The sequence below is a fragment of the Streptomyces sp. V4I2 genome (assembly GCF_030817655.1).
In the GTDB taxonomy this organism is placed as follows: Bacteria; Actinomycetota; Actinomycetes; order Streptomycetales; family Streptomycetaceae; genus Streptomyces; species Streptomyces plumbiresistens.
The window spans coordinates 3,917,370-3,941,540 of the sequence record NZ_JAUSZM010000003.1; the positions used below are offsets into that span (position 1 = coordinate 3,917,370).

Below are 24,171 nucleotides of genomic sequence, written 5' to 3' on the forward strand. Positions count from 1 at the left end.
AGGCGGGGCCGCGGCCCGGGCCACTGGTTGCGTTCGCTGTGTGTGAGCGTGATCGAAGTGCCATGCGCCGAGGATCGGTCACCTCGACACTTCCGCGATGATCTTGGTCAATTCCCGGGGATTACCGCCGGGTTGTGGATAACTCCGTCACCCACACGAGCGCGGACGCCCAAACACGCCCAACACCCACGCACACCCCGCACCCCGCACCCCGCACCCCGCACCCCGCCAGTCGTCCACCCCGCACACACGCCTCCCCCGCCAACCTCAACGCGGCGAGACCACAACCCCCAACAACCCAGGCCCCGTATGCGCCCCGATCACCGCCCCGACCTCGCTCACATGCAGATCGGCCAGCCCCGACACCCGCACCCGCAGCCGGTCCGCCAGGGCCGACGCCCGCTCGGGGGCGGCAAGATGGTGCACGGCGATGTCGACCTGCGCGCTGCCCGCCCGGTCGACCGCGATCTCCTCGAGGCGGGCGATGGCCTTCGACGCCGTCCGCACCTTCTCCAGGGGCTCGATCCGGCCGCCCTGGAGCTGCAGCAACGGCTTCACCGCGAGCGCGGAACCGAAGAGGGCCTGCGCGGCGCCGATCCGGCCGCCGCGGCGCAGATAGTCGAGGGTGTCGACGTAGAAGTAGGCGGAGGTGCCCGCGGCCCGCTTCTCCGCGGCCGTCACGGCCTCGTCCACGGTGCCGCCCGTCTCCGCGACCTCCGCCGCCGCGAGGGCGCAGAACCCCAGGGCCATGGCGACCATCCCGGTGTCCACCACCCGCACCGGAACCGGTGCATCGCGCGCCGCCACGACCGCCGCGTCATGGGTGCCGGAGAGTTCGGCGGACAGATGAAGGGAGACGATGCCCGTGGCACCGGCCTCGGCGACCTTGCGGTAGGTCTCCGCGAACACCTGGGGGCTGGGCCGCGAGGTGGTGACGGAACGTCGCTTCTGCAACGCCTGAGCCAGCGAACGGGTCGAGATCTCGGTGCCCTCTTCGAGCGCCCGGTCGCCGAGGACCACGGTCAGCGGCACCGCGGTGATGCCGTGACGCTCCATCGTCCGCGGCGGCAGGTAGGCCGTTGAATCGGTGACGATCGCGACATGGCGGGACATGAGCTGGAGGTTACCTGGCGTAGCGCCCCGGCGGCAGCCCGACCCCTCTCACCTGGGCGGCCGTGTCCGGATCAAGTCGTGCTCTCTGGGCGGGTCTTCTTCTGCCAGGGATAGGTGGGGCGCGGGCTCGGCGGGGTGATGGCGGGCCGCGTGGGTTCCTCGGCGGTGCGTGCCTTGGGCGTCTGAGGCCAGGTCTGCCGGGCCGTGCCCGTGTCGGGGGCGGCCGGGGCCTCCGGCCACGGGGGCGGGGGTGTGGCGGAGGCGGGTTCCGCTGTCGTCCAGTGCCGCAGGGCGCCGGCCTCGACGTCGATCTGCGTGCTGAGCGAGTCCAGGTCGTCGTCGGCGAAGCGGCGGGCGCGGTCGCGGGCCGCCCAGCGCAGCGAGTCCGCCGACTGGGTGATCCGCTCGGTTCGCTCGCGCAGGCCGGGCAGCCGCTCGCCGAGCGTCGACTTGTCGGGCTCGGACTCCAGGCGCCGGAGCTCGGCGTCCAGTTCGTGCCCGTGCGCGCTGAGCCGCTCGAAGAGGCCGATGGACTCCTTGAGGGACTCGTCCTCGGCCACGCCCGCGTGCAGGGCCTCCTGGGTGGCGCGCATCGACGTGCGCAGCTTGAGCCGCAACTGGGCGATCTCGCCCGCCGGGCCAGGCTGGGCGAAGGACTTGGCGCGCAGGGTGTGGTCCTCGACCGTACGACGGGCCTGGGTGATGGTGCGGTCCACTCCGCGCTTGGCGGCGCCGACCACCTTCACGGTGGCGTAGGCGCCGAGCACCACAAAGAGCACGAAAAGCAGGGCGACAACTGCGATCACTGCTTCCACCAGCTCCTCCTCCGACCGTCGGCACGCTCCGCGCCGCTCTTCAACGGTAAACGCTACGGGCAGGCCCTGAGTTCCAGAAGAACCCCGAACCTGCCCGTAGGGGACTACCCCGAGCTGCGGCCGGACGCCGCCGTACCTACGCCGGAACGATGTTCACCAGCTTCGGCGCCCGCACGATCACCTTGCGGATTCCCGCGCCGTCCAGTGCCGCCACGACCTTCTCGTCGGCCAGCGCGACCTTCTCCAGCTCGTCGTCGGAGATGGACGGGGAGACCTCCAGCCGCGCCTTGACCTTGCCCTTGATCTGCACGACGCAGGTCACGCTCTCGTCCACGACGTAGGCCGGGTCGGCGACCGGGAAGTCCTGGTGGACGACCGAGTCGGTGTGGCCCAGCCTGCGCCACAGCTCCTCGGCGATGTGCGGGGCCAGCGGCGCGACCAGCAGCACCAGAGGCTCGGCGACCGACCTCGGCACCGCGCCGCCCGCCTTGGTCAGGTGGTTGTTCAGCTCGGTGACCTTGGCGATGGCGGTGTTGAACCGCATGCCCTCCAGGTCCTGGCGCACCCCGTCGATCGCCTTGTGCAGGGCACGCAGTGTGCCCTCGTCGGGCTCCGTGTCGGCCACCGACAGAGCGCCGGTCGTCTCGTCCACGACGTTGCGCCACAGTCGCTGCAGCAGCCTGAACTGACCCACCACCGCGCGCGTGTCCCACGGCCGGGACACGTCCAGCGGGCCCATCGCCATCTCGTACAGGCGCAGGGTGTCGGCGCCGTACTCGTCGCAGATCTCGTCCGGAGTGACCGCGTTCTTCAGGGACTTGCCCATCTTGCCCAGCAGTCGGGAGACTTTCTCGCCCTGGTAGTAGTACGCGCCGTCGCGCTCCTCCACCTCGGCGGCCGGCACCGCGATGCCACGGCTGTCACGGTAGACGTAGGCCTGGATCATGCCCTGGTTGAACAGCTTGTGGAACGGCTCCGCCGAGGAGACGTGCCCCAGGTCGTGCAGGACCTTGGACCAGAAGCGGGCGTACAGCAGGTGCAGTACGGCGTGCTCAGCCCCGCCGACGTACAGGTCGACGCCGCCGTGCGGCTGACCTTCGCGCGGGCCCATCCAGTACTGCTCGATCTCCGGGTCGACCAGCTTCCGGTCGTTGTGCGGGTCCAGGTAGCGCAGCTCGTACCAGCAGGAACCGGCCCAGTTGGGCATGGTGTTGGTCTCGCGGCGGTACGGGCGGGGGCCGCGTCCGTCGCCCAGGTCCAGGGTGACGTTGACCCAGTCCTGGTTGCGCGACAGGGGGGTCTCGGGCACGGTGTCGGCGTCGTCCGGGTCGAAGGTGCGCGGCGAGTAGTCCTCGACCTCCGGCAGTTCCAGCGGCAGCATCGACTCGGGCAGGGCGTGGGCGATGCCGTCCTCGTCGTAGACGATCGGGAAGGGCTCGCCCCAGTAGCGCTGCCGGCTGAACAGCCAGTCCCGCAGCCGGAAGTTGACCGTGCCCTCGCCGATGCCCTTGCGTGCCATCCACTCGGTGATGCGTGCCTTGGCGTCGGCGACACCCAGGCCGTCCAGCGAGATGTCGTCGTTGGAGGAGTTGATGATCTTCGCGTCGTACGACGCGAAGGCGTCCTCCCAGGTCGAGGTGTCGGTGCCGCGGCCGTCGGTCGGCTCGACGATGCAGTGGATCGGCAGCTCGAAGGCGCGCGCGAACTCGAAGTCGCGCTGGTCGCCCGCCGGGACGGCCATGATCGCGCCGGTGCCGTAGCCCATCAGCACGTAGTCGGCGATGAAGACCGGGATCTGCTCGCCGTTGACCGGGTTGGTCGCGTACGCGCCGATGAAGACACCGGTCTTGTCCTTGGCCTCGGCCTGCCGTTCCACGTCGGACTTGGAGGCGGCCTGCGCGCGGTACGCGGCGACGGCCTCCCCGGGGGTGGCGTGACCGCCGGTCCACACGTCGTGGGTGCCCTCGGGCCAGGCGGCCGGGGTGAACTTCTCGACCAGGGGGTGCTCGGGGGCCAGCACCATGTAGGTCGCGCCGAACAGGGTGTCGGGGCGGGTGGTGAAAACCGTGATGCGCTCGCCGTCGATCGGGAAGTCGACGCGGGCGCCCTCGGAGCGGCCGATCCAGTTGCGCTGCTGCAGCTTGATGGCCTCGGGCCAGTCCAGCGCGTCCAGGTCGTCCAGCAGCCGGTCGGCGTAGGCGGTGATGCGCATGTTCCACTGGCGCAGCTTGGCCTTGAAGACGGGGAAGTTGCCGCGCTCGGAGCGGCCGTCGGCGGTGACCTCCTCGTTGGCCAGCACGGTGCCCAGGCCGGGGCACCAGTTGACCGGCGCGTCGGAGGCGTACGCCAGGCGGAACTCGCCCAGGACGTCGGCGCGCTCGGCGGCGCTCAGCTCGTGCCACGCGCGCGTGTGCCCCGGTACGGCGCGCTCACCGGTCTCGAACTGGGCGATCAGCTCGACGATGGGGCGGGCCTTGTCGGCCTCGTCGTCGTACCAGGAGTTGAAGATCTGCAGGAAGATCCACTGGGTCCACTTGTAGTAGTCCGGGTCGATCGTTGCGAACGACCGGCGGTTGTCGTGGCCCAGGCCCAGCTGGCGCAGCTGGACCTTCATGTTCTCGATGTTGGCCTCGGTGGACACCCGCGGGTGCGTGCCGGTCTGCACGGCGTACTGCTCGGCGGGCAGGCCGAAGGCGTCGAAGCCCAGCGTGTGCAGGACGTTGTGGCCGGTCATGCGCTGGAACCGGGCATAGACGTCGGTGGCGATGTAGCCCAGGGGGTGGCCGACATGCAGGCCCGCACCGGAGGGGTACGGGAACATGTCCATGATGAACTTCTTGGGCTTGGCGCTCAGCTCCGGATCACCGGCCAGGTCACCGCTCGGGTTCGGCGCCGCGTAGGTGCCCTCGGCGTCCCAGAAGTCCTGCCAGCGTGCCTCGATGTCGGCCGCCATGGCGGCCGTGTAGCGGTGCGGCGCTGCCTCCGCCGACACGGCAGCGGCGGCAGCGGGGTTCGTCTCGCTCATGATCCTCAAAGCTCCATCGATCGTCTCTGCCAGCGGCTGTGACATCCGGGAAACGAAAAATCCCCTCGCACAGGAGGGGACGCCGCGCCGATTCCGACCATCCGATTCGTCCGGTGGTCGGGAGTGATCAGCGCGGCTCGCTAAGCAGAAGGCGTACGGCACGCATGGCGTTAGGGTACCGCAGCCGTTGAGCACGATGCGACGCGCTTACGTATGCCCTCTTGGCACCGGGTGCCGTCCTCCCAGACCCCTACACCAGACCCCGTCCAGCACACTGATGACACCCGCCACCACTGAACCAACACCAAAGGTTACTTCGCGTAACAACCCCTAAGGGACATCACAACGACGACCTTGTCGTTTGGTAACAACGCAATAACTCAAACCTCGTACCCATCGGTATGGAGCCACTTAGAGTGCGGCAGCGGGACCGCTTTCCCGAAACTGCTCGGAGTTGCCCCCATGAACCCTCGTCGTAGTAACAACTCGCTCCCCAAAACGGGCCGGTCGGCCTATGGGATGGCGTCGGCTGCCTTCCTGCTCCTCATACCCGTATTCGTGCTGGTCGGAGGTGACAGGGTCCGGGACTTCCTCAATTTCGGCGCGGGCGTCCTGTCGCTCGTCTCGCTCAGCTGCTCGGTGATCTGGGGCCTGGTCGCCCAGGACCGGGTCTTCCTGAACACGCGCCAACGGATCATCGGACAGGCGGTGCACCGGACGACCGCGGTCGCCTCGATCGCGTTCCTGCTGTTGCACATCACCACCAAAGTCGCGCTCGATCACACAAGCCTGATCTCGGCGCTGATCCCCTTCTCGCTCGGCGTGACCGGAAGCGCCGGCCTGATCGGCCTCGGCTCCCTGGCCGGCCTGCTCATGATCTTCGTGGGCATCACCGGCGCCATGCGCAGCGCCTTCGCCTCCCCGGCCCCGATCGCGGCCCGCTGGCGCGCCATGCACATGCTGGCCTACCCGGCCTGGTGCGCCGCACTCATCCACGGCCTGTACGCGGGCCGCACGGCGAAGCCGACCTTCGTGATCCTGTACGGCCTGTCCCTGCTCGGCGTCACCGCGGCCCTCGCCCTGCGGGCGGCCCCGCGCCCGGTCAAGCGCAAGGTCGCCGACAAGATCACCGCGTTCCTGGGAACCAGCGAGGAACGGCCGGGCCGCGAGGAGCTCGACGCCAGCCGGGCCAGGATGGCCGAGGGCGCCGCGCTGCCGGGCTACGAGAACCGGAGCGGCCCGCGCGCCGCCCAGCCCGGCACGGCACCGCCGTACGACGCCCCCCTGGGCGCCCCCGCGTCCCCGGAGCCCGCGAACGGCTTCGCGGCCGCCTACCGGGCCGTGTCGACACCACGCCAACAGCAGCCCTACGCGGCCGACCAGACCGCGCGCATGGACCTGCCGATGGACATGCAGCCCACGGAGGCGATCCCGCGCTACGACAACGGCGGCAGCACCTCGGGCAGCTGGCCGATCCCCTCTCCGCCGCCGGTCGGCGAGGCGCCCCCGTCGGCCTACGACCCGCTCCAGGACACCGGATACAACATCCCGACCTATGACAATTCAGGCGCCTCGGGCTATGGCTCGAGTGACGTGTACGACACCACTGAGACGAACAACCTCTACGGCGCGTACTACCCGGACGACACGTACAACAGCGGTCCCGCCACTGAAACAACGCCCGGTGCTTCCTACGACTTCGACGCACCGGGTTCGGGCGAACCTTGGAACACGCCTTCCGGAGGCTTTAAGTGAACGAGGCCCTGCCCGACGTCCCAGAAGTCCGCGTGGTCGGCCTTCCCCAGCTCACGTCGGGCTTCGACCTTGTCGAGAGACTCGACCTGCCCATGCACCTGAAGGTGCACGGGCCGCTCGAACCGATGGGCGGCGAGCAGCTCGCGAAGCTCTCGGAGGCCATCAACCTGAAGGGCCGCGGCGGCGCGGGCTTCCCCTTCCACAAGAAGCTGCGCTCCGTCGCCGAGTCGGCGATCAAGCGCGGCGTACGGCCGGTCGTCGTCGTCAACGGCAGCGAGGACGAACCGGCCTGCCGCAAGGACACGGTGCTCATCAACCGTGCCCCGCACCTCATCCTGGACGGCGCGCTGCTGGTCGCGGAGGCGCTGGGTGCCCGCACGCTCGTGGTGGGGGTCACCCGGGAGTCCACGCAACGCTCCATGGAGGCCGCGCTCGCCGAACGCGGCCTCAGCAACGGCCGCCGATCGGCTCTACGCGCGCGCGTGCAGCGCAATCCCGTCCGCATGGTCACCGGAGCGGCGGCGTCGCTGATCCGCTCCATCGACGGCGGCCCCGCGATCCCGCCGGGCCGCAAGGTCAGCGCCTCGCAGACCGGCGTGGGCGGGGCGCCCACCCTGCTGTCGAACGCCGAGACCTTCGCCCAGCTCGCGATCGCCGCCCGCATCGGCCCCGAGCGCTACGGCAACACCGGCCTGTACGACGAGCCGGGCACCGTCATGCTCACGGTCTCCGGCGCGGTCGCACGCCCCATGGTCATCGAGGTCCCCACGGGCGTGCCGCTGCGCTACGTCCTCCAGCTGGCCGGCGCCCCGCCGGTCCCGCAGGGTGTGCTGACCGGCGGCTACCACGGCAAGTGGATCGACGCGGCGACGGTCAACGAGGCGATCGTCTCGCGCAACTCCCTGGACGCGGTGGGCGGTTCGCTCGGCGCCGGCGCGATCCTGCCGATCAGTCAGGACACCTGCCCGCTGGGCGAGTCGCTGCGCGTGGCGCAGTGGCTGGCCGAGGAGAGCGCGGGACAGTGCGGTCCCTGCTACCTCGGTCTGCCGGCCGCCGCGCGCGGCATGGAGGACATCATCAACGGCGGCGGCCCGGCCGCCCTGGAGGCCCTCAAGCAGGTCGCCAAGAACGTGAAGCGGCGCGGCGCGTGCTCGCACCCCGACGGGTCCGCGATGTTCCTGGAGTCGACGATCAAGGCGTTCACGGACGACCTGGCCGCGCACGTCCTCGGGAACGGCTGCGGAAGGCCCGTGGAGGGCGTTCTGCCGCTCTTCGAGGGCGGCAAGACGCCCACGGGCATCCCCGGCGGCAGCGAGGCCGAGGAGAACGGCCCCAGCCGTCAGAAGATCTACGTCGACTGGACGCTGTGCCGGGGCCACGGCCTGTGCGCCGACATCCTCCCGGAGGTCTTCGAACTGGGCGCCGACGGCTTCCCGACCGTCGCGCAGGCCCAGGTGCCGCGCTACGCGGAGGCGAAGGCGCTGCGCGCGGTGCGGCGCTGCCCGGCGCTGGCCCTGCGCATCGAGGAGGACACCCGCTCGCAGGGAGCGACCCGCAACAACCTCCCGGTCCTCTCCCAGGGCCGCGGCCGCCGCGCCCTGGGTCGCTGACCACACGACGAAGGCGGGTCATCCTCTCGGATGACCCGCCTTCAACTGTTGTGGAGCTAAGGAGAATTGAACTCCTGACCTCCTGCATGCCATGCAGGCGCTCTACCAACTGAGCTATAGCCCCTTGTGGTCTTGCGGCGGAGCCGCACATTGACCGTGTCGCCCGGTTCCCCCGGCGGCGACGCCAACATTACCGGCCCACCGGGGGGAGCACCAAATCGTTTCCGTTCTGTCCGGTTACGCGAATCGATGCCCGATCTCGCGGTGATCACTCATGCCGTGACGAACGAATAGAACCGTTTGAGCGTGCAGTGCTCTTCGAGGAGCCGGCCGTAGATCGGCTCGCCCTCCAGTTCCCGGTACGTCTCGATCGGGTCGCCTTTTATGATCAGCGCCCGCGCGCACTCCTCGCACCAGTACTGGTACTCGGGATTGACCGGTTCCATGTCACGGACGATCGGCGTACCGCTGCCGCACCAGTCGCACTTTCGCCTGTGTGCACCCATCGATCAGCTCCAGCTGTGGCCGCAGGCCGTGCACACGTAGGAGATCCCGCCGTTGTCACCGAGAACTTGGGCCACATGGACGGAACCGCAGGAAGGGCAGCTGAGACGGATGACCGTATCCCGTGTCGATGCTGCTTCGCGGAGGTGGCCGACCTCCGCGAGGATGCTCGCAGGCATCACTACTCCCTCCCGTCGGGCCGCGCCCCCTTCCGGCCGTTTGATTCTGCCACGGCCGGGCCAATACGGTCAGCGACGCCTCAGTACCAGTCCGGACACGGCACCCACCGCGGCCGTTCCGGCCAGCGCGAACATGCACGCCAACAGCGCCTCCGCAGAGGTATACGCCTGCGAGGCCCCAAGTGACTCAAGCCGGTTCAAGAACAGTGTGCCGAACAACGCGACGCCGGTCAGTTGGCCGAGCTGGGTGACCGTGGCCAGCAGACCGCTGGCGTCCGCCGCGTTCTCGGGCGGCACCGTGGCCAGCGCCCGGGTGAGCGTCGGGCTGAAGGCGAGCGCGAGCCCGACACCGACACCGGCGTACGCGACGTACAGCGGCGCACCGCCCTCGTCGCCGCCCTTCAGGGCCAGGCCCACGCCCGCGACCGCCAGCGCGGTGATCACGAAGCCGGCCGGGGTCAGGGCCCGCTGCCAGGACGCCGGCCAGGTGCGCCAGGTCAGACCGACCAGGCCGAAGACGACCGCGGTCGGCGCGAAGGTGAGGCCGGCCCGCAGCGCGCTGTAGCCGAGGCCGCCCTGGACGTGCAGGGTGAGCGCGAACAGGAAGCCGCCGTTGACGGCCATCACCGCCAGGATCCGGAAGACGGCGAGGCCCATGCCGGGATGGCGCAGCACACTGGGCGCGATCAGCGGGGCGCCGCCGCGCCGGGCGAGCCGGGACTCGTACGCGCAGAACAGGCCGAACGCGATCGCGGCCGCGGCCAGCGACAGCCAGGACCACAGCGGCCAGTCCTCCTCCTGCCCGAGCACCAGCGGCACCGTGAACAGCGACACGGCCGCCCCGAGCAGCACCAGGCCGGGCAGGTCGAGGCCGCGCGTCGGCCGCGGGGCCGCGGGGCCGTCCCCGGGCGGCAGCAGGCGGTTGCCGAGGACCAGCAGGGCGAGGCCCACCGGCACGTTGACCAGGAACACCGGCCGCCAGCCGGTGCCGAACAGGTCGGCGCTGACCAGGATTCCACCGAGGACCTGCCCGGCGGCGGCGCCGACGGCGAGGACGGCCGAGTAGGCGCCGAGCGCCTTCATCCTGGCCTCGCCGGTGAAGTTGCGCTGGATCAGGCTGAGCACCTGCGGGATCATCACCGCCGAGCCGGCGCCCTGGACCAGCCGGAACACGATCAGTTCGGTGGCGCCCTGCGCCAGACCGCAGGCCAGCGAGGCCGCCGTGAACAGGGCGAGCCCGGCCAGGTGGACCCGGCCGTGCCCGAACCGGTCGCCGAGGCGGGCGCCGGTGATCAGCAGCACGGAGTAGGTGATGGCGTATCCGGCGATCACCAGCTGAACATCCGCGCCGGACGCGTGGAGTTCGGTGGCGATGGTGGGGGCCGCGACATTCACGATGAACACGTCGAGCAGCGCCATGAACTGGGCGGCGAGGACCAGCGCGAGCAGCGCACGGGGCGGATTGTCAGTGGCGGGCGCTTTACTGATCTCAGGACTTGGAACGGGTGCGGGACCCGGCCCCGTCCGGGGAGTTGTCGTCATGCCGTCGAGCCTGGCGTCCCTCCGGTACGGGTGCCGAGTGCCCGCTGATGCTGGTACCGACAGCACCTGGCAGAGGACAGGTGCGGCATCGACGATGAGGGACGTGACGATGGGGACGACACAGCGCCGCCGGCCCGAGCTGGCCACTTTTCTGCGCACGCGGCGGGCCCGGGTGACACCGGCGGACGTGGGCATGCCGCCGGGTTTACGGCGTCGCACACCGGGCCTGCGCCGCGAGGAGGTGGCCCAGCTCTCGGGTGTCGGTGTGACCTGGTACACATGGCTCGAGCAGGGCCGGCCGATCAACGCCTCCGCGCAGGTCCTGGACGCCGTGGCACGCACGCTGCGCCTCGACCCACCGGAGCGGGAGCACCTGTACCACCTCGCCGAAGTGCCGTACGCACACGCCCCGGAGACCCTCGCGCAGGCCGTGGGACCGGACGTCCTGGGCATCATCGAGGCCCTCGAACCACGCCCCGCGGTGGTCTACAACTCGCGGTACGACATCCTGGCCGCCAACTCCGTCTACCGCGACCTGTTCCTCTCCGATCCGATGCCGGCCCGGCGCCCGCACAACGCCCTGTGGGCGCTGTTCACGGTGCCGGAGAAGGACTGCCCGCTGGTGTTCCGGGAGACGGAGCTGCCGGTGATGGTGGCGACCCTGCGCGCCGCGTACGGACTGCATGCCGGGGAGCCGGTCTGGGAGGACTTCATACGCAGGCTGTCGGCGGCGAGCCCGCTCTTCGCGCGGCTGTGGGAGAGCGGCGACGTGGCGGAACCCGGGCGGCGGGTGAAGACGTTCCGGCACGCGGAGGCGGGTGAGCTGCGGATGACGTCGGTGTCGCTGTCGATCAACGGGATGCCGGAGTGCCGGATCGTGGTCTACACGCCGGACGATGAGGGGACGGCCCGGCGCACGGCTCTTCTGAGGAGGGCATAAAAGAAATCCCGCCCCAGCGGGACGGGATCTTCATCAAGCGATCTTCGACAGCGCACGATCTTTGACAACTCAAGAGTGCAACTCAAGACTGTCGATCTCTCGACCTGTGGAGCTAAGGAGAATTGAACTCCTGACCTCCTGCATGCCATGCAGGCGCTCTACCAACTGAGCTATAGCCCCTTGCGTTCTTCCCGCTCGGCGAGGCGAACAAGAAGAACTTTAGCCTGCGACCTGCCGGAAAGTGAAATCCGGGTCGCGGGCCCTGGTGCCCCGCTCAGTCGTCGTCGCCGAGCACCGGCTCCGGCAGGGTGCCGGCGTTGTGCTCGAGCAGACGCCAGCCGCGCGCCCCCTCGCCGAGGACGGACCAGCAGCAGTTGGAGAGTCCGCCGAGGCTCTCCCAGTGATGGGACTCCAGGCCGAGGAGGCGTCCGATGGTCGTCCGGATCGTGCCGCCGTGGCTGACGACGACGAGCGTGCCGTCGTCGGGGAGCTTCTCGGCGTGCCGCAGCACCACGGGGGCGGCGCGGTCGGCGACCTCGGTCTCCAGTTCGCCGCCGCCGCGGCGCACCGGCTCGCCGCGCTTCCACGCCGCGTACTCCTCGCCGTGCCGGGCGATGATCTCCTCGTGCGTCAGCCCCTGCCAGACGCCCGCGTAGGTCTCCCGCAGGCCCTCGTCGTGGGTCACCTCCAGGCCGGTGAGCGCGGCGAGCTCGGCGGCCGTGTTGGCGGCCCGCTGAAGGTCGGAGGCGACGATCGCGTCGGGCTCCAGGGAGGCCAGCAGCCGGGCGGCGCGCTGGGCCTGGAGCAGGCCGGTCTCGGTGAGGGAGACGTCCGTGGTGCCCTGGAAGCGGCGCTCCACGTTCCACGAGGTCTGGCCGTGCCGCCAGAGGATGACACGGCGGCCGCGGCCCGGCTTCCGGCCGGCTCCCGCGGGGGCGCTCACCGGGGGTCCCCGAACTCGGCGGCGTCCTCCTCGGCCCGCAGCTTGGCGTGCTCCTCGCCCTTGCCGCGGGTCGCCTTGGCGTCGGCGGGCAGCTCGAGCTCGGGGCAGTCCTTCCACAGCCGTTCCAGGGCGTAGAAGACGCGCTCCTCGCTGTGCTGGACGTGGACGACGATGTCCACGTAGTCGAGCAGGATCCAGCGGGCCTCGCGGTCGCCCTCGCGGCGCACCGGCTTGACGCCGAGCTCCTTCGAGAGCCGCTCCTCGATCTCGTCGACGATCGACTTGACCTGACGGTCGTTGGGCGCGGAGGCCAGCAGGAAGGCGTCGGTGATCGACAGAACGTCGCTGACGTCGTAGGCGATGACGTCGTGCGCCAGTTTGTCGGCGGCCGCCTGGGCGGCGGTGGTGATGAGCTCGAGAGAGCGGTCAGTCGCGGTCACTACAAGGCTTTCGGTCGGCGGACACTTGACACCAAGGGTCTCACGGACAGCCGAGGCCACCCCACGCGATCAGTGGATCACGTGGGGCCGCCCCGGCCGGTCCGGCCGGACAGGCTCTGCTGACAGGCCCTAGGAGGAGCTCGGCTCGTAGTCCTGGCCGAGGACGACGGCGACGTTCGCGCTCCCCGAGACCTTGCCCTTGCTGACGGAGTTGGTGGCCAGACCCAGGGTCTTGGCGACCTCGGTGGCGTTCTCCTTGTCGGCGGCGTCGGCGTAGACGACCTTGGAGGCGGTCTGGGCCGAGGAGGCCGTGCCGCCTTCCAGGAAGCTGAAGCCGCCGTTGAGGAGGACGACGCGGGCCTTCTCGGTGTTGTCCTTGACGCCGGTGGCGTTCTGGACGGAGACGCTGACGGCCGCGTCCTTGTCGGGGCTCTTCGCGGTGCCGCCGAGCACGTCCTTGACGACGCTGTCGCTTGCCTCGGCGCTCAGCGTGCCGTCGGTCTGCACGGGCAGCAGTGCGGTCTTGTAGTCGCCGCCCTTGGCGCGGTCGGCGAGCTTGGCGAGGAAGGTGCCGAGGTCCTTGTCGGTGAGCGACGGGTCGAGGATCTGCGCCAGCGTCTGCACGGTGGTGGTCGCCGCCGTGGGGTCGGAGGACAGCTTGCGCAGCACACTCTGCATGACCTGGCCGAACCGCTCCAGCTGGGCGTTCTGGGCCTCGCCGGAGGCGCGGTAGGTGGCGTAGGCGACGGCCGCCTTGCCGCTGAGCGTCTGGCTCTTCCCCTTGTTCACCAGGGGCGCCTCGCCCTTCTTGGCGTCCGGGTCGGCCACGACGGTGTTGGTGTCGACCTCGATGTTGCCGACGAGGTCGACCAGGTTCTGCAGGTAGGGGGTGTCCAGGCGCCAGGTGCCCTCGATGTCGGTGCCGAGGACGCCGTCGAGGGAGTCGCGGGTGCCGGAGGAGCCGTCGTCCTCGACCGACTTGGCGAGGGTGGTCGTGGTGCCGCCGTCGTCCGTCAGGACGAGGGAGTTGGGCAGCAGGACGGTGGTGCCCTGCTTGGTGGTGGTGTTGTCGACGAGCAGTGCCGTGGAGGTGCCGCCCTGCGCGGTGTTGTGCAGGTGGACGACGATCACGTCACGGTTCTGGGCGCCGACGGCGGTGGCGGTTCCGGTCTTCGCGTCCGAGGAGGAGGACAGTCCGGGCAGCTTCCCGGCGTACCAGAGGTAGCCGGCGCCGCCGACCGCGACCAGCGCCAGCACCACCACGAGGGCGACGAGGCGGCTGCGGGCGCGGCGCTTGGCCTCCTCGCGGCGCTCGGTGCGGTTCTCGGTGAAGTTCAGCCAGTCGATGACGTCCTCGGAGTCGCCGTCGGGCTCCTCGACGAAGGCGAACTGCTCGGTGCGGTAGTCCCGTTCGCCCTCGGCCGGGTGGTTCCCGTCGGCGTCGGAGCGCTGGTCCCGCCCAGGGATGTCCGTCTGCTCGGGCGGGCCGGCCTGCTGCGGAATGTAGGCGGTCTGCTCGACGACGCGGGGCTGCTGACCGCTGGTGGCCTCCCGGCCGTAGGGGTCGTACGAGGGCGCCTGCCCGCCGGTCTGCTGGGCACCGGTGCCGTAGGGGTCGTAGGACGGTGGCACGGGTGCCTGCCGACCGGTGCCGTACGGGTCGTACGGAGGGGCCGGCTGCTGCCCGCCCGTGGCGTACGGGTCGTAGCCGTAGCCCTGCTGCTGCGCGTACGGGTCGTACGGCTGCTGGGGGGCCTGCTGCGGCTGTTGCTGCGGCGGGGCCGGCTGGTACATCGGCCGGCCGTACTCGTCGTAGCCGACGAGCTCGTACCGGTCGTCGTGGTTGCCGCCGTATCCCGCGTCGTATCGGTCGTTCACCGGTGCCCCTCTCGGCTCACTCGCCGCGGTACAGCTCGCGCTTGTCGATGTAGCGCACGACTCCGTCCGGCACCAGATACCAGACGGGGTCGCCCTTGGCGACTCTCGCACGGCAGTCGGTGGAGGAGATGGCGAGGGCGGGGACCTCGACGAGCGAGACACCGCCCTCGGGGAGCCCGGGGTCGGACAGGACGTGGCCCGGCCGGGTGACCCCGATGAAGTGTGCAAGGGAGAACAGCTCTTCCGCGTCCCGCCAGGTCAGGATCTGGCCGAGGGCGTCGGCGCCGGTGATGAAGAAGAGGTCGGTGTCGGGATTGAGCGCGCGCAGGTCGCGCAGGGTGTCCGCGGTGTAGGTGGCGCCGCCGCGGTCGATGTCGATGCGGCTGACCGAGAACTGGGGGTTCTCGGCGGTCGCGATGACCGTCATCAGGTAGCGGTCCTCGGCCGGGGAGACCGCGCGGTGGCTCTTCTGCCACGGCTGGCCGGTCGGGACGAACACCACCTCGTCCAGGTGGAACTGCGCGGCGACCTCACTGGCCGCCACCAGGTGCCCGTGGTGGATCGGGTCGAACGTCCCGCCCATGACGCCGAGACGGCGCTTGCCGGGGTTCGACGGCCCGTTGCCGGCGCCGCTCGACGGACGGTTCCCGACGCCGCGACCCGGACCTCTCCCGGTGGCGCTCACCGGGCGGTCTTCCGTGCCGTTCGGCGTGTCGTTCGCCGGACCGGTAGGCATGTCCTGCTCTCCCATGCGTGCAGACCCTACCGGCCCGGCCTGAGAGCCCCGGCCGAGAGATCCCCGGGACGGCCCGTGCAGGACGCCCCTGCCGGATTCCTGCCGGGCTCGCGCCGGGCTCAGCGGTCGCGGTTGAAACGGGTCGTGATCCACAGCAGAAGCATCAGGATGACGAAGGCGGCCCCGCCGGTCACCAGCGGGTCGAGGCTCTCGTGGTTGCCGCCGTGCTCCTCGCCCTCGGCGGCAAGGGTGACCAACTGGGCAGCGGTGCTGTGGAAGCTCATCTTCGGCAGGACCTATCCGGTGTGGGCGGGATAAACACGTGGGCCCATGGTAAGCGGGCGGTCCGACGGCGATCACGCCGACTCCGCCATCGGGAACCTTCGCCCCGCTTCAGTCGTCTTTCCGCTTGTACCCACGCAGCAGGAACCACGCGGTCAGCACACAGCCCAGCACCATCACGATCAGTACGACCCGGAGCAGATTCCCCGCCCCCTGCTGCTCGGCGGCGCGCGCGGCCTCGGCGAGCCAGGCGGCCCGGGGGTTGTGCTCCATGGCGCGGAACTCCTTCGCTGTAGTGCCCGTCCACGGTAACTCCGCCTAGGCTGGGCCCAGCTTCGGGGGAGCAAAGGGCCGCACAAAGATCCGCAAAGGGCCACACACACGCACATGGGGGAAGACATGTCCGACGGCCACCAGCAGAACGGGCACGAGAACGTGCCGAGCAGGCAACGCAGGCGCTTCCCGGGGATCTCCTCCCGCGCGTACGAGCACCCGGCCGACCGCTCCGCCCTGGTGGCGCTGCGCAAGCTGAGCGGCTTCGACACGGTCTTCAAGGCGCTGAGCGGGCTGCTGCCCGAGCGCAGCCTCAGGCTGCTGTTCCTGTCCGACTCGGTGCGCGTCTCCGACCAGCAGTTCGCGCACCTCAACGACATGCTGCGGGACGCCTGTTACATCCTGGACCTGGAGAAGGTCCCGCCGATGTACGTCAACCAGGACCCGCAGCCCAACGCCATGTGCATCGGCCTGGACGAGCCGATCATCGTCGTCACCACGGGCCTCGTCGAGCTGCTCGACGAGGAGGAGATGCGGGCGGTGATCGGGCACGAGGTGGGCCACGCCCTGTCCGGCCACTCGGTGTACCGCACCATCCTGCTGTTCCTGACCAGCCTTGCCCTCAAGGTGGCCTGGATCCCGCTCGGCAACCTCGCGATCATGGCGATCGTGACGGCGCTGCGCGAGTGGTTCCGCAAGTCGGAGCTGTCCGCGGACCGCGCGGGTCTCCTGGTCGGCCAGGACCTCACGGCCTCGATGCGCGGCCTGATGAAGCTCGCCGGCGGCAACCACCTGCACGAGATGAACGTGGACTCGTTCCTGAAGCAGGCCGAGGAGTACGAGGCCGGCGGCGACCTGCGCGACTCCGTGCTGAAGATCCTGAACGTGCTGCCGCGCTCCCACCCCTTCACCACCATCCGGGCCGCCGAGCTGAAGAAGTGGTCCGAGTCCCGGGACCACCAGCGGATCATGGACGGCCACTACCCGCGGCGCAGCGAGGACAAGGACACCTCGGTCACGGACTCCTTCCGGGAGTCGGCGGCGAGCTACGCCAGCAATGTCAAGACCTCCAAGGACCCGCTGATGAAGCTGGTCAGCGACCTCGCCGGCGGGGCCGGGGACCTGGGCGGCCGGGTGCGGCGCGGCTTCGGCGGCTTCGCGAGCTCGGCACCGCAGGACCGGCCGCCGACGGACCCGACGGACGAGCCGGGCCCGGCGAACGGGACGGACACGCCCCCGCGGGACAACTGACCGAAACGACTGGCCGAGACGACTGGCCGAGGGGCCCTCGCAGCCGACGGAACCGAAGAAACCCGTCGGCTGCTCACACCTCCGGCCGCTCACACCTCCCGGCCGCTCACACCTTCGGCTGCGCGCTCGTCGCCAGCGATCCGCACAGCGGCGTCGCGCCGCCCGTCGCGTACGGGTCCGTGCCCGCGGGGCCGCCCGCCTTGGCCATCTGCCCGGCGAGCAACGGGTGCAGGTGGTTGGTGGAGTCCTCGGCGCAGGACAGCGGGCCCGCCTGCACATAGGCGACGACGAGCTGGGTGGTGTGCAGCCGCAGGTCGTCACGGTCGAAGCGGAAGTGCAGCTCGCGGCGGACGGTGAACAAGGACGCCTCGGCCTTGTCGCCCGCGCCGGGGGCCCGTAGCGCGTACACGAAGGTGTGGTCCGCGGTGACCTCGAGCGTGGACGAGTCGGTCTCGGCGGCCTGGAGCGTGCCCTGGACCCTGATCTTGCCGTCGGCCAGCTCGGCGCCGGACGGGTCGAAGCGAACCAGCCACCCCGTGGGAGCGTGCCGTCCGTCGGCGGCCGGGCGGTCGAAACTCTCGTCGAACTGGCCGAGTTGGTCCGCGTCGAGCAGGACCCGTACCGGACGGACCTGCCGGCCGGTGAGGACCTCCGGGTAGAGCGAGGACCGGACGATGTAGTCCTTGGCGGTGGTCAGGGCGGCGACCACCTGGCTGTCCGAGAAGTGCGCGGTGCGCCGGGAGGCGGGCAGCGGGATGCCCTCGGCGCCGATGCGGTACTGCGCGGCGGGGCTGTGCGCGTACAGGTACTCGGTGTCGGTGTGCCCGGGCACCTTGCCCTGCGGGGCGAGCGGGATGACGGTCATCCGCAGGGGCTCGACGGGCTGCTGCGCGGCGGGGGTCTGGTAGGGATGCCGTACGCCCATGTAGATCGCGGTGCCGAAGGCGACTGCGATCAGCAGGACCAGGATCAGCGCCTGCCGGGACAGGCCGCGGCGCAGCGGGGGCCGGCGGCGTACGGCGGGCGCGTGGTCTGCGATGCGCTCCTGCGCGGAGAACTCCTGGAGCCGGGCAGCGCGGACGAACGACTCGTCGAAGACGACGGATCGGTACTCGTCCTCTCCACCTCCGGGGCCGCCCTCGGGTGTCCCCTCAGGTGGGTTTCCAGGCCCGCCCATATCTTCAGGGTAGGTCGCCGGGCCCTCGGGTAAACGCCCCCCTGCGCGACAACTTCTGACAGGTTCTCACCAGGACCGGGCACGGGCCGGCGGCCGGCGTTCAGGGCGTGCGCGGGACGGCGGAGACGGCTGGCTGGGAGTAGTCGGCGGACGCGGAGGGCGCCGCCGAGGTGCCGTGTTCCAGGCCGGTCGAGGCGGGCGGCGGAACCGGGCCCCCGCCGTCGGAGGAGGCGCTGCGGTAGACCGCTGCGAACGCCAGTGCGACCATGCCGATGCCCATCACGAGGGCGAGCATCCAGGCGACGGGACGGTGCCAGCGGACTTGTTTGCCGTACGTCCCGGGGGCGCCGTAGCGGCCTTCGAGGATGTCGACGTCGTCCAGGTCGTCGAGTTCCGGATCATGGCCGAATCCGGTGGGGCCGCCGTCGGGGCCGTAGCCGTCCTCGTAGCGCTCGCCCCTGCCGAGGGCCGCCCGGCGGGCCTCGGCCTCGGAGGCCTCCGCTCTCGCCTGCGCGGCGGCAAGGAGGCGCTCGACGGCGGTCGGCTCGTGCACCACGGCCGCCCGTACGAAGTCCTCGTCGAAGACCACGGAGGCGAACTCTTCGTCCGACACCCCGCGGTCGTGGTCGTCGTCGGGCTCCCAGCCGTCAGGGAACGGCGTGCCCCCCACGTCCTCCGGCACGGATCCAGAGTAGACCTGGGGGGTCAATTTGGGCAGACGGTATGGAAATTCATCCGCTGGATGAGACGGCTCTTCTGCGGCACGCACCAGGAAAGGGCGCGCACGCCGGGTGCACGTCCCTCCCGCGCGCCAGGTCGTGCGCCTCAGCGCCGTACGTGCCCGTCCCCGGTGACGATGTACTTCGTGCTGGTCAGCTCCGGCAGACCCATCGGTCCGCGCGCGTGCAGCTTCTGCGTGGAGATGCCGATCTCCGCGCCGAAGCCGAACTGGCCGCCGTCGGTGAACCGGGTGGAGGCGTTGACCGCGACCGTCGTGGAGTCGACCAGCTGGGTGAAGCGGCGGGCCGCCTGCTGGGAGGTGGTGACGATGGCCTCGGTGTGACCGGAGGTCCACAGACGGATGTGCTCGACGGCCCTGTCCAGGGAGTCGACGACCGCCGCGGCGATGTCGTAGGACAGGTACTCCGTCTCCCAGTCCTCCGGGGTGGCCTCCACGACCGTCGCCTTGGAGTCCTTGGCGTACGCCAGGACCCGCTCGTCGGCGTGCACGGTCACCCCGGCCTCCGCGAGGGCGTCCAGGGCGCGCGGCAGGAACCGGGGGGCGATGTCCTGGTGGACGAGGAGCGTCTCGGCGGCGTTGCAGACACTGACGCGGTGCGCCTTGGAGTTGATCAGGATGTCGATGGCCATGTCGAGGTCGGCATTCGCGTCGACGTAGACGTGGCAGTTGCCGGTGCCGGTCTCGATGACCGGGACGATCGACTCGGTGACGACGGTCTGGATGAGGGAGGCGCCGCCGCGCGGGATGAGCACGTCGACCAGGCCGCGTGCCCGCATCAGCTCGCGCACGCTCTCGCGGCTCTCGCCGGGCACCAGCTGCACGGCGTCGGCGGGCAGCCCGGCACCGCCCACGGCGTCCCGGAGCACCCGCACGAGCGCGCTGTTCGATTCGTACGCGGAGCCGGAGCCGCGCAGCAGCACCGCGTTGCCGGACTTCAGGCACAGCGCCGCCGCGTCCACCGTCACGTTCGGGCGGGCCTCGTAGATGATGCCGACCACGCCGAGCGGGACGCGGACCTGGCGCAGGTCGATGCCGTTCGGCAGGGTCGAGCCGCGGACGATCTCGCCGACCGGGTCGGGCAGCGCGACGACGTCCCGCACGTCGGAGGCGATGGCCCGCACCCGCTCCGGCGTCAGCGTCAGCCGGTCGATGATGGCCTCGCTGGTGCCGGCCTCGCGGGCCTTGGCGATGTCCTTGGCGTTGGCCTCGACGATCTCGCTCGTACGGACCTCCAGCGCGTCCGCGATGGCGAGCAGCGCGTCGTCCTTCTCGGCCCGCGGCAGCGGGGCGAGGTCGGCGGCGGCGGCTTTGGCGCGGTAGGCGGCCTGGGTGACCGGGGACATGGCGTCGTACGGCGAAAGCGTGGTCATAAGGGAAGCGTAGTGCGCCGGACGGGTGCGTCCACCGGGCGTTCCACACCGCGAGACGGGGTCAAAAGGGATGAACCCCCACCGGCGTCGCCGGTGCCGGTCCGTAGCCCTCGGCGATGCGCTGGTGGTAGGTCTCCCGGTCGATGACCTCCAGGCCGACGATCTCCCAGGGCGGGAGCTGGGCGGTCTGGCGGTGCTCGCCCCACAGGCGCAGGGCCACGGCGGCCGCGTCGTGCAGGTCGCGGGCCTCTTCCCAGTAGCGGATCTCCGCGTGGTCGTTGGCGTATCTGCTGGTCAGCAGAAAGGGGTGGTCGTGGGCCAGCTGTTCGAGGCCGCGCCGCACCTCCTTCAGCGGGGCCTCCTTGCCGGAGACGCTGAGGGTGACGTGCCACAGGCGCGGCAGGTCCTCCGGCTTCTCGTACCGGTCGCCGGCCGCGACGCTCGTCAGGGCACGCTCCTCGCCGGCCGCGCGCGAGGAGGTACCACCGGTACCGCCGCGGGCCGCCGACGCCCCAGGGCGCACTCGTCTCACGACGGCCTCCTTTACCCAATGGCCGAGCAGCGCTCGTGCTCGTGGTCTGCGGAACGTGTCCCTGAGACAAAGTTGAGCAGGCCGGGGGCGTCCGTGGGGCGGTTTTGCGGAACGTCCACCTGAGGGCGACGCCATTGCCGGGTCGTTCACCCCGTTTTCGGGTGAGCCGGGGCCCGACGGCGGGATTTTCAGGGGTGCAGGATCACCAGGTCGTCCCGGTGCACGACCTCGCGCTCGTACGCCGGTCCCAGCTCACGGGCGAGTTCCCGGGTGGAGCGGCCGATCAGCCGGGGGATCTCCTTGGCGTCGAAGTTGACGAGTCCGCGGGCCACCGCGTTCCCCTCGCCGTCCCTCAGTTCGACCGGATCGCCCGCGGTGAACTCGCCCTCGACGGAGGCGATTCCGGCCGGCAGCAGCGACTTGCGGCGGTCCACGACCGCCCGCACCGCCCCGTCGTCCAGGGTCAGCGAGCCCTGCGGGGTGGACGCGTGCTGGAGCCACAGCATCCGGTCGGCGGAGCGCTTGTCGGCGGGGTGGAAGTAGGTGCCGGTGTCGCCGCCGGTCAGCGCGTCGGCGGCGTGGATGGTGCTGGTGAGCACGACGGGGATGCCGGCGGCGGCCGCGATCCGGGCGGCCTCGACCTTGGTGACCATGCCGCCGGTGCCGACGCCGGCCTTGCCGGCGCTGCCGATGTCCACACCGGAGAGGTCGGCGGGCCCGCGCACCTCCGCTATCCGCGAGGTGCCCGGCTTGCTGGGGTCGCCGTCGTACACGCCGTCGATGTCCGAGAGCAGCACCAGCAGGTCGGCGTGGACGAGGTGGGCGACGAGCGCGGCGAGCCGGTCGTTGTCGCCGAAGCGGATCTCGTCCGTGGCGACGGTGTCGTTCTCGTTGACGATCGGGAGAGCGCCCATGGCGAGGAGTTTGTCGAGGGTGCGGGAGGCGTTGCGGTGGTGGGCGCGCCGGCTCATGTCGTCGGAGGTCAGCAGCACCTGGCCGACGCGGATGCCGTAGCGCGCGAAGGAGGCGGTGTAGCGGGCGACCAGCAGCCCTTGGCCGACGCTGGCGGCGGCCTGCTGCCGGGCCAGGTCCTTGGGGCGGCGTCGCAGCCCGAGCGGGGCGAGACCGGCGGCGATGGCACCGGAGGAGACGAGGACGATCTCCTTCTCCCCACCGCTGCGGCTCTTGGCGAGGACGTCGACGAGCGCGTCGACCCGGTCGGCGTCCAGTCCGCCGGAGGCCGTGGTCAGCGACGAGGAGCCCACCTTGACGACGATCCTGCGGGCCTCGCTCACGGCCTGCCTTGCCCCTGCCACCTTGCGTTCCGTCCCCTCGCACCTCGGCTGCCTCGCAATCTACGCGAACGGGGTGGGGCGACGCGCGCCGGTCCATCCCCCGGACACGCGCCACGTCACTCTTTGCTCACGCTTCGCATACGGCAAAAAGGTTGTACGGGTTCCGTATAGAAATGAAACTCTGGCAAAACTTAGATTGACGTTCGTGTCGCACAACGTTCGTCCCTCAAAGCGCATCCTCCTCAGGTCGGGGAAGAGCCCCTACGACGTCGTCCCCATCGAGGAAGCCCTCCACCGGGACGTCATCGCCACCAACTCCGGCAACCTGATCTTCAGTGACGCCACCCACAAGATCCTTGAGACACCGGGGACCGAGATCGTCTCCAACAGGGTCAGGACCGAGGTGGGGGCGGCCGGGCAGATCAACGAGGAGTACGACGCCTTCGTCGTCCCGCTGGCCAACGCGTTCCGGCCGTCGTTCGAGACGGGGCTCAAGCGACTCACCCGGCTGATCAACAAGCTGCGCATCCCGGTCGTGGTGGTCGGCGTCGGCGCGCAGTCCGGGCTCGACTACAATCCCGCGCGGCTCAAGCCCATGGAGCAGTCGGTACGGGAGTTCGTCTCGGCGGTGCTCGACCACAGCGCCTCGATCGGGGTGCGGGGCGAGTTCACCGAGAAGTACCTCAAGGACATGGGGTTCCGGGACGTCGAGGTGATCGGCTGCCCGTCGCTGTTCCTCTACGGCAAGGAACTCGCCGTGGAGAAGCGGGCGCCGGCGCTGACCGCGGAGTCCCGCATCGCGATCAACGGCTCGCACAACGCGGTGCAGAAGCAGGGCCTGGACCGGATCATCCGCCGAACCCACGAGCGCTACCCGCACCTGCGCTTCATAGGCCAGAACATCAGCGACGCACGGCAGTTGCACTGGCGGGACCTGTCGGACGCCAACGGCCGGGTCACGTCGATGCCCACGCACCCCGACCACCCGATGTACCGGGAGGACAAGGTCCGCGTCTACGTCGACCCAGTCACCTGGATCGACGACCTGCGCGCCTTCGACTTCTCCTTCGGCTCCCGCATCCACGGCAACATCGCCGCGCTGCTGGCGGGCACGCCCGCGACCGTCCTGTGCGGCGACTCGCGGACGCTGGAGCTGTGCCGCTACTTCGAGATCCCGCACCGCCTCATCAAGGGGCTGCCCGGCGACCTCGACCCGGCACAGCTGTACGAGGAGGCCGACTTCACCGGCCTGGTCAGCGGCCACCACGCGCGCTTCGAGCGGTTCACCGCCTTCCTCGACCGGAACGGCCTGGAGAACACCTTCACGCACGGCGACGGCGGCGCCGCCTTCGACGACCGCATGCGCGCCCTGTCCTTCCCGGCCGGCGTCCGCCCCTGGAACGACACGGACCTGACCTCGCTCACCTCCCGGTTCGGCTGGCTGAACGGCCGTATCGACGAACTGTCCAAGGACAACGCGAGGTTGGAGCGGGAACTGGCCCGAACCGGCGCCAAGGCGGCGGCGACCGCGGCCCCGGCCTCGGTGTACCGGCGGGCTCGGCGGATGGTGGGGCGGCCTATTCGGAAGGTGATGCAGTCGGGCCGGGGTTAGCGACGGTCAGCGGTCACTCCAGGGGCTGCCGGACACGTGCGTGTCGTCCGGTGGTCGGCGGGCGTTAACCCGGGCGCACGACGTCCTGCGCCGACCTTGGAGTGACCGCAGTGTCTGAACCCCTCCCCCGCCGGCGGCTCGCCGGACTCTTCCTCGC

General features: G+C 70.5%; 21 protein-coding genes and 2 tRNA genes. 5 read left to right on the plus strand and 18 right to left on the minus strand.

The genetic code is table 11. The annotated features are described in order from the left end of the window. Positions 1–267: 267 nt before the first annotated feature. The 3 genes from QFZ76_RS18630 to leuS all read right to left on the minus strand — a co-directional run bounded on the left by QFZ76_RS18630 (position 268) and on the right by leuS (position 4,953). Entirely contained in the window at positions 268–1,113 is an 846-nt protein-coding gene (locus tag QFZ76_RS18630) for a DegV family protein (protein ID WP_307674802.1), read from the minus strand. 71 nt (positions 1,114–1,184) lie between these two features. After that, on the minus strand, positions 1,185–1,928 hold the full coding sequence (locus QFZ76_RS18635; protein WP_307674803.1) for a hypothetical protein: 744 nt from the start codon (positions 1,926–1,928) through the stop codon (positions 1,185–1,187). A 136-nt stretch (positions 1,929–2,064) separates the two neighbouring features. Further along, complete coding sequence (gene leuS / locus QFZ76_RS18640) at positions 2,065–4,953, minus strand: leucine--tRNA ligase (protein WP_307674804.1); 2,889 nt, start codon at positions 4,951–4,953, stop codon at positions 2,065–2,067. A 519-nt stretch (positions 4,954–5,472) separates the two neighbouring features. Here leuS and QFZ76_RS18645 point away from each other — a divergent pair. After that, entirely contained in the window at positions 5,473–6,708 is a 1,236-nt protein-coding gene (locus QFZ76_RS18645) for a cytochrome b/b6 domain-containing protein (protein ID WP_373464317.1), read from the plus strand. Continuing rightward, complete coding sequence (locus QFZ76_RS18650; RefSeq protein ID WP_266439621.1) at positions 6,705–8,318, plus strand: NADH-quinone oxidoreductase subunit NuoF family protein; 1,614 nt, start codon at positions 6,705–6,707, stop codon at positions 8,316–8,318. Before QFZ76_RS18645 ends, QFZ76_RS18650 begins: the two co-directional genes overlap by 4 nt. 51 nt (positions 8,319–8,369) lie before the next feature. On the opposite strand, the gene QFZ76_RS18655 is transcribed toward QFZ76_RS18650, so the two are convergent. The 3 genes from QFZ76_RS18655 to QFZ76_RS18665 all read right to left on the minus strand — a co-directional run bounded on the left by QFZ76_RS18655 (position 8,370) and on the right by QFZ76_RS18665 (position 10,543). Next, positions 8,370–8,442, minus strand: a tRNA-Ala gene (locus QFZ76_RS18655). Between the two features lie 148 nt (positions 8,443–8,590). After that, positions 8,591–8,824, minus strand: coding sequence for a hypothetical protein (locus tag QFZ76_RS18660; RefSeq protein ID WP_053750770.1), 234 nt, complete (start codon positions 8,822–8,824; stop codon positions 8,591–8,593). Positions 8,825–9,070: 246 nt separating this feature from the next. Beyond that, positions 9,071–10,543 (minus strand): MFS transporter, encoded by a 1,473-nt coding sequence (locus QFZ76_RS18665; protein ID WP_373464318.1) that lies wholly within the window; start codon positions 10,541–10,543, stop codon positions 9,071–9,073. Positions 10,544–10,652: 109 nt separating this feature from the next. Here QFZ76_RS18665 and QFZ76_RS18670 point away from each other — a divergent pair, with 109 nt between their 5' ends. Next, positions 10,653–11,483: a helix-turn-helix transcriptional regulator gene (locus tag QFZ76_RS18670; protein WP_307674806.1), complete on the plus strand. Its 831-nt coding sequence runs from the start codon at positions 10,653–10,655 to the stop codon at positions 11,481–11,483. Positions 11,484–11,590: 107 nt separating this feature from the next. On the opposite strand, the gene QFZ76_RS18675 is transcribed toward QFZ76_RS18670, so the two are convergent. The 7 genes from QFZ76_RS18675 to QFZ76_RS18705 form a co-directional block, all read right to left on the minus strand. After that, positions 11,591–11,663 (minus strand) — tRNA-Ala (locus QFZ76_RS18675). A 94-nt stretch (positions 11,664–11,757) separates the two neighbouring features. Continuing rightward, positions 11,758–12,426, minus strand: a complete 669-nt coding sequence (locus tag QFZ76_RS18680) for a histidine phosphatase family protein (protein ID WP_307674807.1) — start codon at positions 12,424–12,426, stop codon at positions 11,758–11,760. Continuing rightward, complete coding sequence (gene rsfS / locus QFZ76_RS18685) at positions 12,423–12,866, minus strand: ribosome silencing factor (protein WP_307674808.1); 444 nt, start codon at positions 12,864–12,866, stop codon at positions 12,423–12,425. The genes QFZ76_RS18680 and rsfS overlap by 4 nt, the downstream gene beginning before the upstream one ends. Before the next feature lie 129 nt (positions 12,867–12,995). Further along, positions 12,996–14,744, minus strand: coding sequence for a LytR C-terminal domain-containing protein (locus QFZ76_RS18690; RefSeq protein WP_307674809.1), 1,749 nt, complete (start codon positions 14,742–14,744; stop codon positions 12,996–12,998). 16 nt (positions 14,745–14,760) lie between these two features. Continuing rightward, complete coding sequence (gene nadD, locus QFZ76_RS18695; protein ID WP_307674810.1) at positions 14,761–15,495, minus strand: nicotinate-nucleotide adenylyltransferase; 735 nt, start codon at positions 15,493–15,495, stop codon at positions 14,761–14,763. Positions 15,496–15,599: 104 nt separating this feature from the next. After that, positions 15,600–15,764, minus strand: coding sequence for a hypothetical protein (locus tag QFZ76_RS18700; protein WP_266439608.1), 165 nt, complete (start codon positions 15,762–15,764; stop codon positions 15,600–15,602). A 109-nt stretch (positions 15,765–15,873) separates the two neighbouring features. Beyond that, the gene (locus tag QFZ76_RS18705; RefSeq protein ID WP_107091591.1) at positions 15,874–16,035 is read right to left on the minus strand and encodes a hypothetical protein; all 162 of its coding nucleotides are present in this window, start codon (positions 16,033–16,035) and stop codon (positions 15,874–15,876) included. A 114-nt stretch (positions 16,036–16,149) separates the two neighbouring features. On the opposite strand from QFZ76_RS18705, the gene QFZ76_RS18710 reads away from it, so the two are divergent. Next, positions 16,150–17,286 carry a M48 family metallopeptidase gene (locus tag QFZ76_RS18710; protein ID WP_373464319.1) on the plus strand — a complete coding sequence of 379 codons (1,137 nt, stop codon included), beginning with the start codon at positions 16,150–16,152 and terminating at the stop codon, positions 17,284–17,286. Positions 17,287–17,392: 106 nt separating this feature from the next. Here QFZ76_RS18710 and QFZ76_RS18715 read toward each other — a convergent pair whose 3' ends face one another. The 5 genes from QFZ76_RS18715 to proB form a co-directional block, all read right to left on the minus strand. Continuing rightward, positions 17,393–18,463, minus strand: coding sequence for a hypothetical protein (locus QFZ76_RS18715; RefSeq protein WP_307674811.1), 1,071 nt, complete (start codon positions 18,461–18,463; stop codon positions 17,393–17,395). A gap of 100 nt (positions 18,464–18,563) precedes the next feature. Beyond that, complete coding sequence (locus QFZ76_RS18720; RefSeq protein ID WP_307674812.1) at positions 18,564–19,172, minus strand: hypothetical protein; 609 nt, start codon at positions 19,170–19,172, stop codon at positions 18,564–18,566. A 116-nt stretch (positions 19,173–19,288) separates the two neighbouring features. Beyond that, on the minus strand, positions 19,289–20,575 hold the full coding sequence (locus QFZ76_RS18725) for a glutamate-5-semialdehyde dehydrogenase (protein WP_307674813.1): 1,287 nt from the start codon (positions 20,573–20,575) through the stop codon (positions 19,289–19,291). Positions 20,576–20,636: 61 nt separating this feature from the next. After that, positions 20,637–21,098 carry a hypothetical protein gene (locus QFZ76_RS18730; RefSeq protein ID WP_266448511.1) on the minus strand — a complete coding sequence of 154 codons (462 nt, stop codon included), beginning with the start codon at positions 21,096–21,098 and terminating at the stop codon, positions 20,637–20,639. Between the two features lie 197 nt (positions 21,099–21,295). After that, complete coding sequence (gene proB, locus QFZ76_RS18735; protein WP_266448508.1) at positions 21,296–22,402, minus strand: glutamate 5-kinase; 1,107 nt, start codon at positions 22,400–22,402, stop codon at positions 21,296–21,298. A 205-nt stretch (positions 22,403–22,607) separates the two neighbouring features. On the opposite strand from proB, the gene QFZ76_RS18740 reads away from it, so the two are divergent. Further along, entirely contained in the window at positions 22,608–24,014 is a 1,407-nt protein-coding gene (locus QFZ76_RS18740) for a polysaccharide pyruvyl transferase family protein (RefSeq protein ID WP_307674814.1), read from the plus strand. Positions 24,015–24,171 lie beyond the last annotated feature (157 nt).